The 16838-nt window shown below is 74.2% G+C and carries 16 protein-coding genes; 12 read left to right on the forward strand and 4 right to left on the reverse strand.

Annotated features, from left to right (window positions below):
• Nucleotides 1–2: 2 nt before the first annotated feature.
• The 4 genes from IE321_RS31125 to IE321_RS31140 are packed head-to-tail and all read left to right on the forward strand — an operon-like array spanning nt 3 to nt 3772.
• Nucleotides 3–1007 (forward strand): proline racemase family protein, encoded by a 1005-nt coding sequence (locus IE321_RS31125; RefSeq protein ID WP_190225335.1) that lies wholly within the window; start codon nt 3–5, stop codon nt 1005–1007.
• Nucleotides 995–2065: a proline racemase family protein gene (locus tag IE321_RS31130; protein WP_226651932.1), complete on the forward strand. Its 1071-nt coding sequence runs from the start codon at nt 995–997 to the stop codon at nt 2063–2065. The genes IE321_RS31125 and IE321_RS31130 overlap by 13 nt, the downstream gene beginning before the upstream one ends.
• Nucleotides 2062–3006 carry an ornithine cyclodeaminase family protein gene (locus IE321_RS31135; RefSeq protein WP_190225336.1) on the forward strand — a complete coding sequence of 315 codons (945 nt, stop codon included), beginning with the start codon at nt 2062–2064 and terminating at the stop codon, nt 3004–3006. Before IE321_RS31130 ends, IE321_RS31135 begins: the two co-directional genes overlap by 4 nt.
• A gap of 49 nt (nt 3007–3055) precedes the next feature.
• Nucleotides 3056–3772: a GntR family transcriptional regulator gene (locus IE321_RS31140; protein WP_043230838.1), complete on the forward strand. Its 717-nt coding sequence runs from the start codon at nt 3056–3058 to the stop codon at nt 3770–3772.
• 83 nt (nt 3773–3855) lie between these two features.
• Here the strand turns inward: IE321_RS31140 and IE321_RS31145 are convergent, their stop codons facing one another.
• The 4 genes from IE321_RS31145 to IE321_RS31160 form a co-directional block, all read right to left on the reverse strand.
• Nucleotides 3856–5301, reverse strand: coding sequence for a glyceraldehyde-3-phosphate dehydrogenase (locus IE321_RS31145; RefSeq protein ID WP_043230841.1), 1446 nt, complete (start codon nt 5299–5301; stop codon nt 3856–3858).
• Nucleotides 5302–5390: 89 nt separating this feature from the next.
• On the reverse strand, nt 5391–5930 hold the full coding sequence (locus IE321_RS31150) for a hypothetical protein (protein ID WP_226651881.1): 540 nt from the start codon (nt 5928–5930) through the stop codon (nt 5391–5393).
• Nucleotides 5931–5970: 40 nt separating this feature from the next.
• A complete protein-coding gene (locus IE321_RS31155; RefSeq protein ID WP_190225337.1) occupies nt 5971–7008 on the reverse strand; it encodes a serine hydrolase domain-containing protein in 1038 nt (345 codons plus the stop codon).
• A gap of 100 nt (nt 7009–7108) precedes the next feature.
• The gene (locus IE321_RS31160; RefSeq protein ID WP_190225338.1) at nt 7109–8848 is read right to left on the reverse strand and encodes a VanW family protein; all 1740 of its coding nucleotides are present in this window, start codon (nt 8846–8848) and stop codon (nt 7109–7111) included.
• Between the two features lie 215 nt (nt 8849–9063).
• Between IE321_RS31160 and IE321_RS31165 the strand changes: the two genes are divergently transcribed.
• The 8 genes from IE321_RS31165 to IE321_RS31200 form a co-directional block, all read left to right on the forward strand.
• The gene (locus IE321_RS31165) at nt 9064–9867 is read left to right on the forward strand and encodes an IclR family transcriptional regulator (RefSeq protein WP_190225339.1); all 804 of its coding nucleotides are present in this window, start codon (nt 9064–9066) and stop codon (nt 9865–9867) included.
• A gap of 46 nt (nt 9868–9913) precedes the next feature.
• Complete coding sequence (locus tag IE321_RS31170; RefSeq protein WP_043230843.1) at nt 9914–10243, forward strand: putative quinol monooxygenase; 330 nt, start codon at nt 9914–9916, stop codon at nt 10241–10243.
• A gap of 86 nt (nt 10244–10329) precedes the next feature.
• The gene (locus IE321_RS31175; RefSeq protein ID WP_190225340.1) at nt 10330–11364 is read left to right on the forward strand and encodes a LacI family DNA-binding transcriptional regulator; all 1035 of its coding nucleotides are present in this window, start codon (nt 10330–10332) and stop codon (nt 11362–11364) included.
• Between the two features lie 110 nt (nt 11365–11474).
• The gene (locus tag IE321_RS31180; protein WP_043230848.1) at nt 11475–11762 is read left to right on the forward strand and encodes a hypothetical protein; all 288 of its coding nucleotides are present in this window, start codon (nt 11475–11477) and stop codon (nt 11760–11762) included.
• A 70-nt stretch (nt 11763–11832) separates the two neighbouring features.
• Complete coding sequence (locus tag IE321_RS31185; protein ID WP_190225341.1) at nt 11833–12903, forward strand: phosphatase PAP2 family protein; 1071 nt, start codon at nt 11833–11835, stop codon at nt 12901–12903.
• Between the two features lie 43 nt (nt 12904–12946).
• On the forward strand, nt 12947–15166 hold the full coding sequence (locus tag IE321_RS31190; protein WP_190225342.1) for an NADP-dependent isocitrate dehydrogenase: 2220 nt from the start codon (nt 12947–12949) through the stop codon (nt 15164–15166).
• Between the two features lie 96 nt (nt 15167–15262).
• Nucleotides 15263–15553, forward strand: a complete 291-nt coding sequence (locus IE321_RS31195) for a hypothetical protein (RefSeq protein ID WP_043230855.1) — start codon at nt 15263–15265, stop codon at nt 15551–15553.
• Between the two features lie 138 nt (nt 15554–15691).
• Nucleotides 15692–16838: RNA polymerase sigma factor (locus tag IE321_RS31200; protein WP_190225343.1), on the forward strand; the 1147-nt coding region annotated here is incomplete at its 3' end.

Raw genomic sequence — 16838 nt, forward strand, 5'->3', positions numbered from 1 at the left:
CCATGCGCACCCGACACGTCTACCACGCGGTGGACTCCCACACCGAGGGCATGCCCACCCGGGTCATCACCGGTGGAGTGGGGGTGATCCCCGGCGCCACCATGGCCGAGAAGCGGCTGCACTTCATCGAGCACCGCGACTCCTTGCGCACCCTGCTCATGTACGAGCCCCGCGGCCACGCCGCCATGAGCGGTGCCATCCTCCAGCCCGCCACCCGTCCCGACGCCGACTACGGAGTCCTCTTCATCGAGGTCTCCGGCCTGCTCCCGATGTGCGGCCACGGCACCATCGGCGTCGCCACCGTCCTCGTCGAGACCGGCATGGTCCCGGTGACCGAACCGGTCACCACCGTCCGCCTCGACACCCCGGCCGGCCTCGTCTCCGTCGACGTCCGCGTCGAGGACGGCGCCGCCCGCTCCGTCACCCTCACCAACGTCCCCGCCTTCAGCGTCGGACTCGACCTCAAGGCCGAGGTCCCCGGCTTCGGCACCGTCACCTACGACCTCGCCTACGGCGGCAACTTCTACGCCTTCGTCGAACTCGACGCCCTCGGCCTCCCCTTCGACCGCGCCCACAAGCAGGAACTGATCACCGCGGGGCTCGCGATCATGGACGCGATCAACGCGGGCGACGACCGGCCCGTCCACCCCGAGGACCCGGCCGTCGCGGGCGTCAAGCACGTCTACCTCGCCGCCCCCGGCTCCGACGCCACCCGCTCCCGGCACGCCATGGCCATCCACCCCGGCTGGTTCGACCGCTCCCCGTGCGGCACCGGCACCAGCGCCCGGATGGCCCAGCTGCACGCCCGCGGACAGCTCGCCCTGGACACCGACTTCGTCAACGAGTCCTTCATCGGGACCGAGTTCACCGGGCGACTGGTCGCCGAGACCACCGTCGGGGGCCGGCCCGCCGTCGTCCCGACCGTCACCGGACGGGCCTGGATCACCGGCACCGCCCAGTACCTCCTCGACCCCACCGACCCCTTCCCCGCCGGATTCCTGCTGTGAGCGCCGAACACCGGGACGTCCCCGGACCGGACGGGATCCGCGTCACCGACTACCACACCGCCGGCGAACCCTTCCGGATCGTCGCCGACGGCCTGCCGCCCGCCCCCGGCGACACCGTCGCCGAGCGGTGCGCCACCGCCATCGGCTCCGGCGGCTCCGGCACCGCCCCCCGCTCCGGCCCCCTGGACGCGCTGCGCCGCTTCCTCGTCCAGGAACCGCGCGGCCACGCGGGGATGTACGGCGGGTTCGTCGTCCCGCCCGACGACGACGGCGCCCACCTCGGCGTCCTCTTCTGGCACAAGGACGGCTTCTCCACCGCCTGCGGGCACGGCACCATCGCGCTCGCCGCCTGGGCCGTCGACAGCGGCCTGGTCCCGGCCGGCGACGGCGACCGGGACGTCCCGGTCCGGGTCGACGTGCCCTCCGGCCGGGTCACCGCCACCGTCCACCGGTCCGGCGGACGCACCACCGGCGTCACCTTCCGGAACGTGCCCGCCCGGGTCACCGCCCGGAAGGTGCCCGTCGCCACCGGTCTCGGCATCGTCGAGGTCGACCTCGCCCACGCCGGCGCCTGCTACGCCTCCGTCTCCGCCCGCGAGCTCGGCCTCGCCGTGGACAAGGCGTCCCTGCCCGAACTCACCCGGGTGGGGCGGGAGATCCGCACCGCGCTGGCCGGCCACCCGGCCACCTGGCACCCCGACGGGCCGCTGCTCTCCGGGGTGTACGGCGTGATCCTCCACGAGGACCTGCCCGACACCCCCGAAGGGCCGCGCCAGCGGAACGTCACGGTCTTCGCCGACGGCCAGATCGACCGCTCCCCGTGCGGCTCGGGCACCTCCGCACGGCTCGCCCTCCTCGTCGACGAGGGTCGGCTGGAGGAGGGCCGGGTCCTCACCCACGAGTCCGTCGCCGGCACGGTCTTCACCGGCCGTGCCGTCCCCGGAGGCGACCCCGCCGACGGGCTCGTCACCGAGGTCACCGGCACCGCCCACCGCACCGGCACGGCGTACTTCACGCTCGACCCGGACGACACCCTCGGAGCGGGGTTCCTCCTGTGAGCGAGTCCCCACCGCCGTACTTCGACGCCGCCGCCGTCACCCGGCTGCTCGCCCCGGCGGCGGCCGTCGAGGCCCTCGCGGACGTCCTGCGGGAAGGGCTCGACCCCGAGTCCTGCCCGCCCCGCTCCGCCGTTTCCGTCCCGGCGGGCGAGCTGCTGCTCATGCCCGCCGCGGCCGGCAGCTGGGCCGGGGTCAAGATCGCCGGGGTGGCGCCCGGCAACGCCGCCCTCGGACTGCCCCGCATCACCGGGAGCTACCTCCTCCTGGACGGCGCCACCCTCCAACCCCGCGCCCTGCTCGACGGCGCCGCGCTCACCGCACTGCGCACCCCCGCCGTCTCCGCCCTGGCGGTCCGTCACCTCACCTCCGAGGAGCGGCCGTTGAGGGTCGTGCTGTTCGGCTCCGGGCCGCAGGCGTACGGGCACGTGGACGCGCTCCTCGCGGTGCGGAAGCTCGCCTCCGTCACCGTCGTCGCCCGCGACCCCGGGCGGGCCGCCGCCCTCGCGGGCCACGTCCGGGGGATCGGCGTCCCGGAGGTCCGCACCGGCACCGCGGAGGAGGTGGCGGAGGCGGACCTGGTGGTGTGCTGCACCACCGCCCGCGAACCCCTCTTCGACGGACGGCGGGTGGCGCCGGGGGCGGTGGTCGTCGCCGTCGGCTCGCACGAGCCGGACGCCCGGGAGACCGACACCGCGCTCGTGCGCCGTTCCGAGGTCTGGGTCGAGGCCCGGGCGGCGGCCCTCCGGGAGGCCGGCGACCTGCTGATTCCCGAGGCGGAGGGGGCGATCGGTCCCGGACACCTCACGGGCACGCTCGCCGATCTCGTCCGGGGCCCGGCCCTGCCGCCGCCGGGACCCGCTCCGCGCCTCTTCAAGAGCGTGGGGATGGCCTGGCAGGATCTCGCCGTGGCCGTCGCGGTCCACCGGGCGGCCACCGGCTGAGCAACGTGACATTGTACGCTGGGCGCCTGCGGATTCTCGGAGGAACGGCGTGGGTGACCTGAAGCAGCACAGTCTCATCAAGGCCCAGGAGCGGCTTCGCGACCAGGTGGGCCACGCGCTGCGCGCGGCGCTCACGGCCGGGGAGCTGAAGCCGGGGACCGTCTACTCGGCCCCCGGCCTCGCGGCCGAACTCGGCGTGTCCGCCACCCCGGTGCGCGAGGCCATGCTCGACCTGGCCCGCGAGGGCCTCGTCGAGCCGGTCCGCAACAAGGGTTTCCGGATCACCGAGGTCAGCGAGCGCGAGCTCGACCAGTGCACCGAGCTGCGGATGCTCATCGAGGTGCCCACGGTCGGCCGGGTCACCGAGACCGCGACCGCCGAGCAGCTGGAGGCGTTGCGCCCGCTGGCGGAGGAGATCGTCGTCAACGCCCGCGCGCACAACCTCATCGGCTACCTGGAGGCGGACCGGCAGTTCCACCTCACCCTCCTCGGCCTGGGCGGCAACGACCGGCTGGTGGAGACGGTGGGCGACCTGCGCAAGCGGTCCCGGCTCTACGGCCTGACGGGGCTCGACGAGGCCGGCAAGCTGGTCAGCTCCGCCGAGGAGCACGTCGAACTCCTCGACCTCATGATCGCCCGGGACCGGGCGGGCGCCGAGGCGTGCATGATGCGCCACCTCGGTCACGTCCGCTCGCTCTGGGCCGAGGCCCGGGACGAGCCGGTCGAGCCGGCGACCGGCGCGCTGCGCTCCATGCGCAAGGGCTGATCTGGCCGCACGACGCGAAAGCGGCGCGCCGCCCTCCCCTCGGGGAGCGCGGCGCGCCGCTTTCGCGTGGGCGCGGGCGGGGATCAGACCGCGGGGGCCGGGAAGGTCGGGTACTCGACGCCCGAGACGTGCTGGACGACGCGGATGACCTGGCACGAGTAGCCGAACTCGTTGTCGTACCACAGGTACAGGATCGCGTTGTCGCCGTCGACCTTGGTCGCGCCGGCGTCCACGATGGAGGCGTGGCGCGAGCCGACGAAGTCCATCGAGACGGCGTCGGGAGCCGTGGTGAAGTCGATCTGGCGCTTCAGCGGCGAGTGCAGCGAGACGTCGCGCAGGTACTCCAGGACCTCGTCGCGGGTGGTCTCGCGGCCCAGGCGCAGGCTGAGGATGGCGATCGAGACGTCCGGGACGGGGACGCGGATCGAGCTGCCCGTGATCGGGGCCTTGAGCTCCGGCAGCGCCTTGGCGACGGCCGAGGCGGCACCGGTCTCGGTGATGACCATGTTGAGCGGCGCGGAACGGCCGCGACGGTCGGCCTTGTGGTAGTTGTCCAGAAGGTTCTGGTCGTTCGTGAACGAGTGGACGGTCTCCACGTGACCGCGCAGCACGCCGTACTCGTCGTCCATCGCCTTGAGCGGCGGGACGATGGCGTTGGTGGTGCAGGAGGCGCAGGAGAGGATCTGCTCGTCCGGCTTGATCGTGTCGTGGTTGACCCCGTGCACGATGTTCGGCACGTCGCCCTTGCCGGGCGCGGTCAGGACGACCTTGTCGATGCCGGGGCGCAGGTGCTTGGAGAGGCCCTCGCGGTCCCGCCACTTGCCGGTGTTGTCGATCAGGATGGCGTTCTCGATGCCGTACGCCGTGTAGTCGACCTCGGAGGGGTCGTTGGCGTAGATGACCTTGATCGTGTTGCCGTTGGCGACGATGGTGCTGTTCGCCTCGTCGACCGTGATGGTGCCCTGGAACTGGCCGTGGATCGAGTCCCGGCGCAGCAGCGAGGCGCGCTTGACGAGGTCGGCCTCGCCGCCGCCGCGCACGACGATGGCGCGCAGGCGCAGGCCGTTGCCCGAACCGGCCTTCTCGATGAGGAGGCGGGCGACCAGGCGGCCGATGCGGCCGAAGCCGTAGAGGACGACGTCCCGGCCGTCACGGCGCTCGATCTTGTTCGCACCGGTGGCGCCGGCGACGGCGTCCGCGGTGAACTCCTCGACCGTCAGGCCGCGCGAGTCGGCCTTGTACTCGGCGGCGAGCATGCCGATGTCGATCTGCGAGGGACCGAGGTCGAGCGTGGTGAGCGTCTGCAGGAAAGGCAGCGTCTCGGTGACCGAGAGCTCCTCGCCGGCGATCTGGCGGGCGAAGCGGTGCGTCTTGAGGATGCTGACGACCGACTTGTTCACCAGGGAGCGGCTGTGAACGAGGACGGTGACGTCCTGCTCACGGTGCAGCTTCCCGATGATCGGGATCATCGACTCCGCGATCTCCTCACGGTTCTTCCAGCTGGTGAACGAGTCATCATTGACAGTCACAAGATTTATCTTTCGAGCTAGACGGCGCTCATATGGTAACCCGGGGGTCCTCGGCCCCCACAAGGGGGCCCGAACGCGTGTCCGCGAGCTCACACCGCCGGGTCGGCCCACCGCTCCGCGACCAGCCGCCGCAGCTCCTCCGCCGAAGCGGGCGCCAGCCGGTACACGCCCTGGAGCCCGATCGAGCGCGTCAGCCTCCCGTCCTCCACGAACCGGAGGGTCCGCTCGCCCCGGCGGGAGGTGAAGGTCAGCCGCTCCAGCACGTCGCCGGGGACCACCGTGTCGAAGGAGAGCGGCGAGCCGGGCGGCCCGAGCAGCACCTCCGACACGAAACCGGTCTTGAGCCGCCGCCAGTACATGAGCTTCGCGTAGTCGTCGTGGAGCTCGGCGCCCGCCTCCTCGTGCGTCACGACGCGGGACACCTCCATCGCCCCCAGCACGTGGAGCCGGGTGCGGTGGGCCCGCACCGGATAGATCGTGTCGCCGGGGCGCACCCCGGCCCGCAGGAAGCTGGGCTGCGCCCCGTAGGGCCCGCCGAAGAGGATCGTCGGTCGCAGGCCCTCCTCCCCGGAGCGCTCCAGCTCCCGGCAGAGGTCGTTGGTCCACAGCGTCGTATAGGAGTCGGCCACGGCAGCACCGTAGGGGCCGGTACCGACAACGGCCGCGCGCTCAGGCGAAGGCGTGCGCCCGGAACGCCTCGCGGACCCGGGCCAGGGGCCCCGGGTCGCGGGTCGTGTACAGCCGGTTGGTGAGGAGGACCGCCCAGCGGGAGCGGGCGGGGGAGACCCACATCGCGGTGCCGGTGAAGCCGAAGTGGGCCCACACGTCGTCGCCGGGGGAGGTGCCGGGTGCCGGGTGCCAGAGCAGGCCGCGCGGGGGGTCGAGCGCGCCCGTGCCGACGCGGAGGGAGGCGGCCGTCCAGGCGGCGGAGAAGGTTCCGGGAGGCGGGGACAGGACCCCGCGCAGGAAGCGGCCGGTGTCCCCGGCCGTGGTGAAGACGCCGGCGATCCCGCAGGCGCCGCCGAGGAGCCGGGCGGAGAAGTCGTGCACCGTGCCCTTCAGGTGGCGGCCCGTCTCCTCGTCGTACTCGGTGGGCGCGCAGCGCGCGGCGGCCTCCGGCGGCAGCGGGCCCCAGCGGGTCGCGCGCATGGCGAGCGGCTCCCACACGCGCTCCCGTGCCAGCGCGGCCAGCGGCCTGCCCGTCAGGTGCTCGGCGAGCCAGCCGAGGACCAGCGCCGCCCGGTCGGTGTACGCGACGGCCGCGCCCGGCGGATGCCGCAGCGGCTCGGCGAGCACCCCGTCCCGCACGTCCTGCGGATCGGAGCCGTAGAGGAAGCGCAGGTTCGCGCGCAGCGGCATCCCGGCGGTGTGGGTGAGCAGGTGGCGGGCGCTGACCGCGCCGACCGGGCGGCCCGCCGCGGCGGGCCAGTAGGAGCCGAGCGGCGCCGACGGGTCCAGCTTCCCGGCGTCGACCAGGGTGCCGGTCACCGCCCACACCGTGAGGATCTTGGTGAGGCTCGCCACGTCGTAGAGGGTGTCCGGGCGGACCGGCTCCTCGGGCCGGGTCGGGTCGAGCACGCCGACCGCCCCGGCCGAGCGGGTCCCGGAGCGGTCCCCGACCGCCCAGACGGCTCCCGGGCACACGCCGTCGCGGACCGCGCCGGCCAGTAGCCGGGCGTAGGGAGGGACCTCGCTGCGCTCCGCCACGACACGCCTCCGGCAGGGGTCGCTGCGGCCCGGACCGGCCGCACCCAGGCATGCATGCCCGCCGGCGCCCCCGGGGACACCCTTCCGCCGGACGCCGGCGTCAGTTGCAGACGACCTCGTCGCGCGGGGTGTAGTGGGTCTTGAAGGTCTGCCGCTTGACCTCCTCGCCGCCGTTCTTGAAGACCCGGTCGACCGCGATGTCGAAGCCCTCCAGGGGCTCCTGCGGCACGCAGGTCTTGCCGGTGGCCTCGCGCTTCTCCGGCTCGGTGACGTTCGTCCGCGGACCGGCGACGGCCTCGACGGAGTCGTACTTCTTCGTGCCGTAGAAGGTGATGGTCACCGAGGAGTCGGTGGCGTTCGCGGCGATGTAGATCGGCTTGCCCGAGTCGTTGCGGAACTTCTGGTCCAGGCTGCCCCAGGCGACGGTCGCCTCGCGGCCGGCCGGGTAGCGCTCGATGTAGAAGGAGTGGGCGCCGTACTCGACGGGCTGCACGCCGGCGAAGAAGACCGCGTTGAAGACGGTGGTGGCCACCGCGGACACCCCGCCGCCGGGCGCCTCCTGGTAGCGGCCGTCGAGGATCATCGTGCCGTCGACGAAGCCGTTCTCCTCGGTGCGCTCGCCGACCGTCTCGTTGAAGGACCACACCTCGCCCGGCTGCACGAGCGAGCCGTTGATGAGCTCGGCGGCCCGTCCGATGTTGGTGGTCCGGTACGGGGCGGTGGGGAAGTTCACGGTGAAGGTCGACATCTGCTCCTCGATGCCGAGCGCGGCGAGGTTCGCGGAGCTCACCTGCGGCTGGGTGACCTTGGTCGCCACCGCGGCGGTGCGGGCCGCCTGGCCGGTACGGGTGAGCAGCGGGTCCACGGCGGCGCCGAGCGACTTCGCGGTCACCTCGCGGCCCTCGCGGCCCTCCTTCACGACGACGACCTTGCCGTCCCGCACGCCGAGGGTCCCCTCGACCGGGGCGCCGGTCATGGCGGCGAGCGGGCGGGCCACGTCGGGGTCGCGGAGCAGGGCGGTGGAGTCGAGGGAGCCGGTCAGCCGGCCGTTCTGGTTCTTCACCGTCAGGTGGTCGCCCAGGGTCTCGGGGGAGATGCTCAGGCGCTGGTCGCCGACGGTGAGCGTGACCGGTCCGGAGACGGCGGGCTTCGCGTAGGCGTCGAGGAAGCGGGTCAGCTCGGTGCCGGCCAGCTTCGGCTGGGTCACCGCCACGGGCAGGGCGACGGCGGCGGCGCCGGGCGCGGAGGGGTAGGCGGCCCGCAGGGCGTCGGCGGCCTTCGCGGTGTCCAGCTTCTGTCCGGCGACGGGCCGGGTGGAGACGGCCTCGCCGTCCGCGAAGGAGACCGAGCCCTCCTTGACGGCCCGGTCGTTCTCCTTCGCCAGCGCGGCGACGGCCGCGTCGGTCTTGGCGGCGTCATGGGCGAGGACCGGTTCGATCTCTCGGTCGCCGGAGGAGAAGAGGCGGCCGATGACGGTGAACGGGTCGCGCGAGGGGTCGGCGGCCCGCTCGGCCGTCGCCTCCGCGTCGACCGTCAGCCCGGCGGCGGCGGGGCTCACCCGCTCCGTGCGCTCGCCCACCTGCACGGCGATCGGCGCGGTCCAGGAGGCCGGGGCCTGCGCCCGCAGCCGCTCGGCCGCCTCGGCCTTGCTCAGGCCGCCTATGTCGACGCCGCCGGCCCGGGTGCCGGCGGATATGTCGTCGCCGGTGGTCACCAGACCGGCCACGTAGAGTCCGCCCGCCGCGACGGCGACGACGCCCGTCGCGATCGCGGCCGTCCGCCACCGTGGGCGGTTCCCGGCAGCGGGCGTCGGGGCATGGTCGGTCCTGGGGCGGGGCACGCGCTCTCCCGGGTGCGTCGGTGACAAGGGAACCTCACGACGGTACGTCGAAAGAGTGTCAAATGCACATAAAGCATGGTTGACCTGCGACAATACCCCGCGAAACAGGCCGGCCACCCAGCGTGCCGACCGGGTCGGCGCGGGGGTCCGCACCCGGTGCGCACCCGGGTCCGCCACGGATCCGGCCGCCCGCACCGCCGTCGTACCCTGGGCGGATGCCCGCCGACGACCGGACCCCGCGCCCCGAGCCGTACGCCGACCCCCACCGCGCGGCGGCCGCCGGACCGCGGTCGGTGGAGCGGGCCCTCGACCTGCTGGACCTGGTCGCCGACGCCGGGCGGCCCGTCGGGGCCAAGGCGCTCGCCCGCTCGCTCGGCTGCGCGCTGTCGACCGTCTACCACCTGACCGGGCCGCTCCTCGCGCGCGGGCACCTCGTGCGCACCGCCGAGGGGTACGCCCCCGGGCCCCGGGTCCCGGCGCTGCACCGCGCCCACCTCCGCCACCACGGGCTCGGCGCCTCCACCGGGGAGCTGCTGGGTCGGCTGCGCCGGGCGACCGGCGCGGAGGCGTACCACACGGCCTACCGCGACGGCCTGATCACCGTCGTCGACACCACCGCGCCCGTCACCGACACCGCCCACCCCTTCGCCCCGGGCCCGGAGGCCCGCGCGCACGCCACCGCGCACGGCAAGGCGCTGCTCGCCGCGCTGCCGCGGGCCCGACGCCGCCGCTACCTCGCCGAGCACGGCATGGCCCGCTTCACCGAGCGGACCATCACCGGCGCCGAGCGCTTCGAGGCCGAGATGGCGACCGTCCGTGACCAGGGCTACGCCGTCTCCGTCGGCGAGGCGGACCTCGCGTACACCTGTCTCGCCGTCGCCGTGCCCGACCGCGGCGACGGCATCGTGCACGCCCTGTCGGTCTCCCTGCCCACCGCCGACTTCGCCCGCCGCCAGGGCGCGGTGCGGGCCGCGCTGGCCCGCGCGGTGCCGGACTTTCCGGCCCTGCCGGAATCCTGAGCGGGCCGTCTGGCCCGGGCCCCACCGCCCGGCGCAGCCTGACGGCATGATCTTCATCGCCGTCCGCTTCCCCGTCCGTCCCGAGCTGGCCGACCAGTGGCTCGACCTCGTCGCCGACTTCACCCGCGCCACCCGCGCGGAGCCGGGCAACCTCTTCTTCGACTGGTCCCGCTCCGTCGACGACCCGAACGTCTACACCCTCCTGGAGGGCTTCGCCGACGACGAGGCAGGCGCCGTCCACGTCGCCTCCGACCACTTCGCCGCCGGACTGGCCGCCATGGCCGGGGCCGTCTCCGCCACTCCCGAGATCATCAACGTCCGGACGGAGCAGCCGGGCTGGGGCCCGATGGCGGAGCTCGCCCCCACCGGCGCCTGATCGCGCCGGACGCCGCGCGCCCGCCTGATAGGTTCGCCGCACACTACGGGCGGGCGGCGTCCCGGGGCCGAGGGGAGAAGCGGCACATGGCGGTGAGCGGGCGGCAGACCGGCAGGCCCACCCTGGAGGAGGTCGCGGCCCGGGCCGGGGTCGGCCGGGGCACGGTCTCCCGGGTCATCAACGGCTCCCCGAAGGTGAGCGAACAGGCCAAGGCGGCCGTCGAGAAGGCCGTCGCCGAGCTGGGCTACGTCCCCAACCGGGCCGCCCGCGCCCTCGCCGGCAGCCGTACCGACGCCATCGCGCTCGTCATCCCCGAGACCGAGGCCCGGCTCTTCGCGGAGCCGTACTTCCTCGACATCATCCGCGGCGTCAGCAGTGAACTGGCCGACGCCGACAAGCAGTTGCTGCTCACCCTGATCCGCAGCGACCAGGAGCGGCAGCGCTTCGAGCAGTACCTCGCCGCCCAGCGCGTCGACGGGGTCCTGCTCGTCTCCGTGCACGCCGACGACCCGCTGCCCGACCAGGTGCGGGCCCTCGGCCTGCCCGCCGTGCTCAACGGCCGCCGCCGCGCGGACGAGCCCGTCGCCTTCGTCGACTCCGACAACACCGGCGCGGGCCGCACCGCCGTCGCCCACCTCGCCGCGGCCGGCCGGCGACGCGTCGCCACCATCACCGGCCCCCTCGACATGTACGGCGCCCGCTGCCGCCTCGACGGCTACCGCGAGGGTCTGGCCGAGGCGGGTCTCGCCGCCGACGACGCCCTCGTCGCCGGCGGCGACTTCACCGAGGAGGGCGGCCGCCGCGCGATGCGCGAACTCCTGGACCGCGCACCGGACCTGGACGCCGTCTTCGCCGCCTCCGACGTGATGGCGGCCGGCGCCCGGGCCGTGCTGCGCGAGGAGGGCCGCCGGGTCCCCGAGGACGTCGCCCTGGTCGGCGTCGACGACTCCGCCGTCGCCCGCCTCATGGACCCGCCGCTCACCAGCGTCCGCCAGCCGATCGAGGAGATGGGCCGCAGCATGGCCCGGCTGCTGCTGGCCGAGATCGCCTCCCCGAGCGAGCCCGACGACCAGCCCCGCCAGATGCTCCCCACCGAGCTGGTCGTCCGCGCCTCCTCCTGAACCCCCGTCCGGCCGGGGACACCCGCTCCGGGGTCCCCCGGCCGGTTCACCGGGCCGTGGCATGATCGCGTCACCGTCGGCACCGGGCCGGCGACGACCGGGGGAACGTCATGGACTGGTACCTGATACCCGGGGCGTTCGCGCTCCTGCTCGCCGTCAGCGGCGGCGCCACCCTGCGCACCGGCTTCGTCCTGCCGTGGCTGCGCCACAAGGTCCGGCGGGTCGCCCTCTACGGCTGGGCCCAGCTGATCATGGCCGGATCCTTTCTGCTCCAGAGCGCCGGCGGCTTCGCGGGCGAACCCGCCGCGGGCTCCCTCCTCGGACTCGTCTCCGTCCTCGCCCTGCTCGCGGCCCTGGTCCTCCTCCTCGTCGCCCAACTCGGCTCCGGCCGCGACTGAATCCGCGCCCGGCGTGTCGTTCGGGTGATCCCAGCAGGCGGCCCGGCCGCGCGTGGGTTCGAATCGGGGCATGGCTCCCTACGACAGGCGCACAGGCGGCTCCCCGAGGCCGCCGAAGACCGGCGACACCTGGTGGTACGCCGCCGTGGCAGGCGAGGCCGCGGACTCCTTCAGCACCCGCGTCCGCACCCGGACCCGGCGTGCCTGCCTCGGGGCCGTCCTGCTGCTCACGCTCGTCTACGCCGGACTCGTGCTCACCGCGACCGGCCGCCGCTGGGGCGACGCCGCCGTCACCGGCCGCCGCGCCGACACCCGGGTCGCCGCCTTCGTGCGCGACCACCCCTCCCTGGACGGGGCCGTCACCCTCTCCCTCGTCCTCGCCTGCGTCCTCCTCGTCGGCCTCGGCCTGCTGCGCAAGCGGTACGCACTGACCGGCGCCGCCGCCGGGGCCGTCGCCGTGGCCCTCGCCGTCGCCGGACTCCTCCAGCTCTACGCCCCCCGCCCCCGGCCCGTCGACGGCGCCGGGGCGCTCGCGCCCAGCGGCTTCCCCAGCGCCACCGCCACGCTCGCCTTCGGGGTCGCCCTCGCCCTCGTCCTGGTCGTGCCCCGGCGCTCCCGGGAACTCGTCGTCGGCGCCGCCACCCTGTGGGCCGTCGCCCTCGGCGGGTACGCGATCGCCGCCGGCGACCACCGCCCCGGCGACGTCATCGCCGCCGCCCTGCTCGCCCTCGCCGTCCAGTGCGGTCTGCTCGCCCTCCTCGCCCGCCGCGGCAAGGTCCGCCCCGGCACCCGGCGCGGCACCACCCTGCGCGGCCTCCCGGCGACCCTGCCGCTCGCGCTGGTCGCCGCCGGCGGGCTCGTGGCCGGATTCCTGCTCCTCGGCGACACGCTCGGACTCCCCGCCACCGCCCCGTACGACCCCGACGAGCTGCGCCTCGCCCACCGCTGCGGCCAGGCCCTCGCCGCCGGTGTCGGCGCCGCCGCCGGACTGGTCCTGCTCGCCCTGGTGCGCCACGTCGACCTGGACGGCGGCCCCGCCTCGTACCGGCTCGGAGGCCCCCTCGTGGAGGACTCCGGAGCCCCCGACCAAGGTGAGCTCGTGGGCCCCTTTACGGAGAACCGCGATCACGAGATATCTTGATGTCGAGCAATCTCGCATACGCAGACGTGGAGCGGAGCACCTGGTGACTGACTCGACCATCATCTACACCCACACCGACGAGGCGCCGGCACTGGCGACGTACTCGTTCCTGCCCGTGATCCAGGCGTATGCCTCCACGGCCGGCGTCACGGTCGAGACGCGTGACATCTCGCTCGCGGGCCGCATCATCGCGGTCTTCCCCGAGTTCCTGGAGGAGGGCCAGCGCATCGGCGACGCCCTCGCCGAGCTCGGCGAGCTGGCCAAGACCCCCGAGGCCAACATCATCAAGCTGCCGAACGTCTCGGCCTCGATCCCGCAGCTGAAGGCCGCGATCGCCGAGCTCCAGGCGCAGGGATACGCCCTCCCGGACTACCCGGACGACCCGAAGACGGACCAGGACAAGGACGTCCGCGCCCGCTACGACAAGATCAAGGGCTCGGCCGTCAACCCGGTCCTGCGCGAGGGCAACTCGGACCGCCGCGCCCCCGGCTCGGTCAAGAACTACGCCAAGAACCACCCGCACCGCATGGGTGCCTGGTCCGCCGAGTCGAAGACGAACGTCGCCACCATGGGCGAGAACGACTTCGCGTCCACGGAGAAGTCCGTCGTCATCGGCCAGGACGACACCCTCCGCTTCGAGTTCACCGCCACCGACGGCACCACCTCCGAGCTGCGCGAGCCGCTCAAGGTCATCGCCGGCGAGGTCGTCGACGCCGCCGTCATGCGCGCCGCCGCCCTGCGCACCTTCCTCGGCGAGCAGGTCGCCCGCGCCAAGGCCGAGGACGTCCTCTTCTCGGTGCACCTCAAGGCCACGATGATGAAGGTCTCCGACCCGATCGTCTTCGGCCACGTCGTGCGCGCCTTCTTCCCGAAGACCTTCGACCGGTTCGGCGCGGACCTCGCCGCCGCCGGCCTGTCCGCCAACGACGGCCTCGGCACGGTCCTGAACGGCCTCGCCGCCCTCCCGAACGGCGACGAGATCAAGGCGTCCTTCGACGCCGAGCTCGCCGAGGGCCCGGCCCTCGCCATGGTCGACTCCGACAAGGGCATCACCAACCTGCACGTGCCGTCCGACGTCATCGTCGACGCCTCGATGCCGGCGATGATCCGCACCTCCGGCCACATGTGGGGCCCGGACGGCCAGGAGGCCGACACCCTCGCGGTCCTCCCGGACCACAGCTACTCCGGCGTCTACCAGGCCGTCATCGAGGACTGCCGTGCCCACGGCGCCTTCGACCCGGCCACCATGGGCTCCGTCCCGAACGTCGGCCTCATGGCGCAGAAGGCCGAGGAGTACGGCTCCCACGACAAGACCTTCGAGCTCGCCCAGGCCGGCACCGTCCGCCTGGTCGACTCCGAGGGCACCGTCCTGCTGGAGCAGGAGGTCTCCGAGGGCGACATCTTCCGCGCCTGCCAGACCAAGGACCTCCCGATCCAGGACTGGGTCAAGCTCGCCGTCACCCGCGCCCGCGCCACCGGCGCCCCGGCCGTCTTCTGGCTGGACGAGGCCCGCGCCCACGACGCGCAGCTCATCGCCAAGGTGAAGCAGTACCTGCCGGAGCACGACACCGAGGGCCTGGAGATCAAGATCCTCTCCCCGGTCGAGGCGACGAAGTTCTCCCTGGAGCGCATCCGCCGCGGCGAGGACACCATCTCCGTCACCGGCAACGTGCTGCGCGACTACCTGACCGACCTCTTCCCGATCCTGGAGCTGGGCACCAGCGCCAAGATGCTGTCGGTCGTCCCGTTGATGGCGGGCGGCGGCCTCTTCGAGACCGGCGCCGGCGGCTCCGCCCCGAAGCACGTCCAGCAGCTCGTCAAGGAGAACTACCTCCGCTGGGACTCGCTCGGCGAGTTCTTCGCGCTGGCCGCCTCCTTCGAGCACCTGGCCACCACCACGGGCAACGCCCGCGCCCAGGTCCTCGCGGACACCCTGGACCGCGCCACCGGCACCTTCCTCAACGAGGACAAGTCGCCGACCCGTCGCCTCGGCGGCATCGACAACCGCGGCAGCCACTTCTTCCTGGCCCTGTACTGGGCCCAGGAGCTGGCCGCGCAGACCGAGGACGCCGAGCTCGCCAAGGCCTTCGCCCCGCTCGCCGAGACCCTCGCGGCGAACGAGCAGAAGATCGTCGACGAGCTGAACGCCGTCCAGGGCTCCCCGGCCGAGATCGGTGGCTACTACCAGCCCGACCCGGCCAAGGCCGCCGCCGTGATGCGCCCGTCCGCCACGTTCAACGAGGCCGTCGCGTCCCTCGCCTGATCCGGCACCCGACGCGCACCGCCCCGGCCGGGACGATTCCGGCCGGGGCGGTCGCGTCGGTGGCGCGTACGCCGTCCGGGTGTGACCCTGGAGGGCATGAGCTGGGCATCTTGGACGACCGCCGGTGTCTACACCGGGCGTGGTGGGGTGCTGACCGTCGAGGGCGGAATCGTCACGGGCGATCTGACCGTGCACACGACCTACGTCGACGACGAGGCACGCGTGGCCGTGCAGTACAGCGGCGCCTCCGACTGGTTCACCATGTCGGGAAGTCCCGTCCCCTGTTCCTCCGAGGAGGAGAGCCGTGAACTCCACGACGCCGTCGTGGAGGCCGTGAGGGAGGGCCGGGGGGCCACGGTCCCCCGCCTGCCCCATCCGACCGGCTAGCCCGCCGGGCGGCCACGGGCCGGCCCGCGGCCGCCCGAGGGGCCGGTTCGCCGGCCCCGAGAAAAGTGTTATCCCTGCCCGGTCCCGAGGATCTCCGGAAGCACGGGGACTCGGACCGGGGACAAGGGAGCACCATCCATGCACAGCGACGAGCAGCGCACCACCGCACTGGTGGAGGCGGCGCGCGCGGGCGACCCGGACGCCAGGGAGGAACTGGTACGCGCCTTCCTGCCGCTCGTCCACAACGTGGTGGGGCGCGCCCTCGACGGGCACGCCGACACCGACGACATCGTGCAGGAGACCCTGGTCCGCGCCCTCGACGGGCTGCCCGGGCTGCGGGATCCCGAGCGCTTCCGGTCCTGGCTCGTCGCCATCGCCATGAACGGGGTGCGACGCCGCTGGCGGGAACGCCTCCAGGCGCCCGTGCCCGGTCTCGACCGGGCCGTCGACCTCGCCGATCCGGCGGGCGACTTCACCGACCTCACCATCCTCCGCCTCGGTCTGACCGGGCAGCGCCGCGACGTCGCCCGCGCCACCCGCTGGCTCGACGGGGACGACCGCGAGCTGCTCTCCCTGTGGTGGCTGGAGGCGGCGGGCGAACTCACCCGCGCCGAACTCGCCGAGGCCCTCGGCCTGCCCCCGGCCCACACCGCCGTCCGCGTCCAGCGGATGAAGGAGCGCCTGGAGACCGGCCGGGCCGTCGTCGGCGCCCTCGACGCCGACCCCCGCTGCCCCGACCTCGCCGCCGTCCTCACCCCCTGGGACGGCGCCCCCTCCCCGCTGTGGCGCAAACGCATAGCCCGCCACCTGCGCGACTGCCGCACCTGCGCGACCGGCGGGTCCCGCCGCGGCCTCGCCCCCGTCGAGGGCCTGCTCGTCGGCATCGGCCTGGTGCCGCCCGTCACCGCCGCCCTCCTCGACACCGGTACGACCCCGGCCCTGGCGGCCGATCCGGTGGGCCTGGCCGCCCCGCTCCCGGAGCCTGCGGCCCCGACGGGACTCCCCGATCCGGCTCCCGCCGCCTTCCCCGGCTCCCCGCCCGGTGCCCACGCCGCCCCCACCTGGTCGCTCGGGCGCCGCGCCGGCACCGCCGGGGTCGCGGCCGTCGCCGTCCTCGGCGTCCTCGTGCTCACGCTCCCCGAGCAGCGCGCGACCCCGCCCGAGCCCCGGAAGCCCGCCGCCGCGCCGCCCGCCACCAGCAGCGCTCCCGCCCCGACCCCCACGCCCGCGCCGAGCACCGCCGACCCGGCGGCGACCCCCCCCCGGGCCCCCCCCCCCCCCCCCC

Source organism: Streptomyces hydrogenans, from assembly GCF_014656075.1.
GTDB classification, from domain to species: domain Bacteria; phylum Actinomycetota; class Actinomycetes; order Streptomycetales; family Streptomycetaceae; genus Streptomyces; species Streptomyces hydrogenans.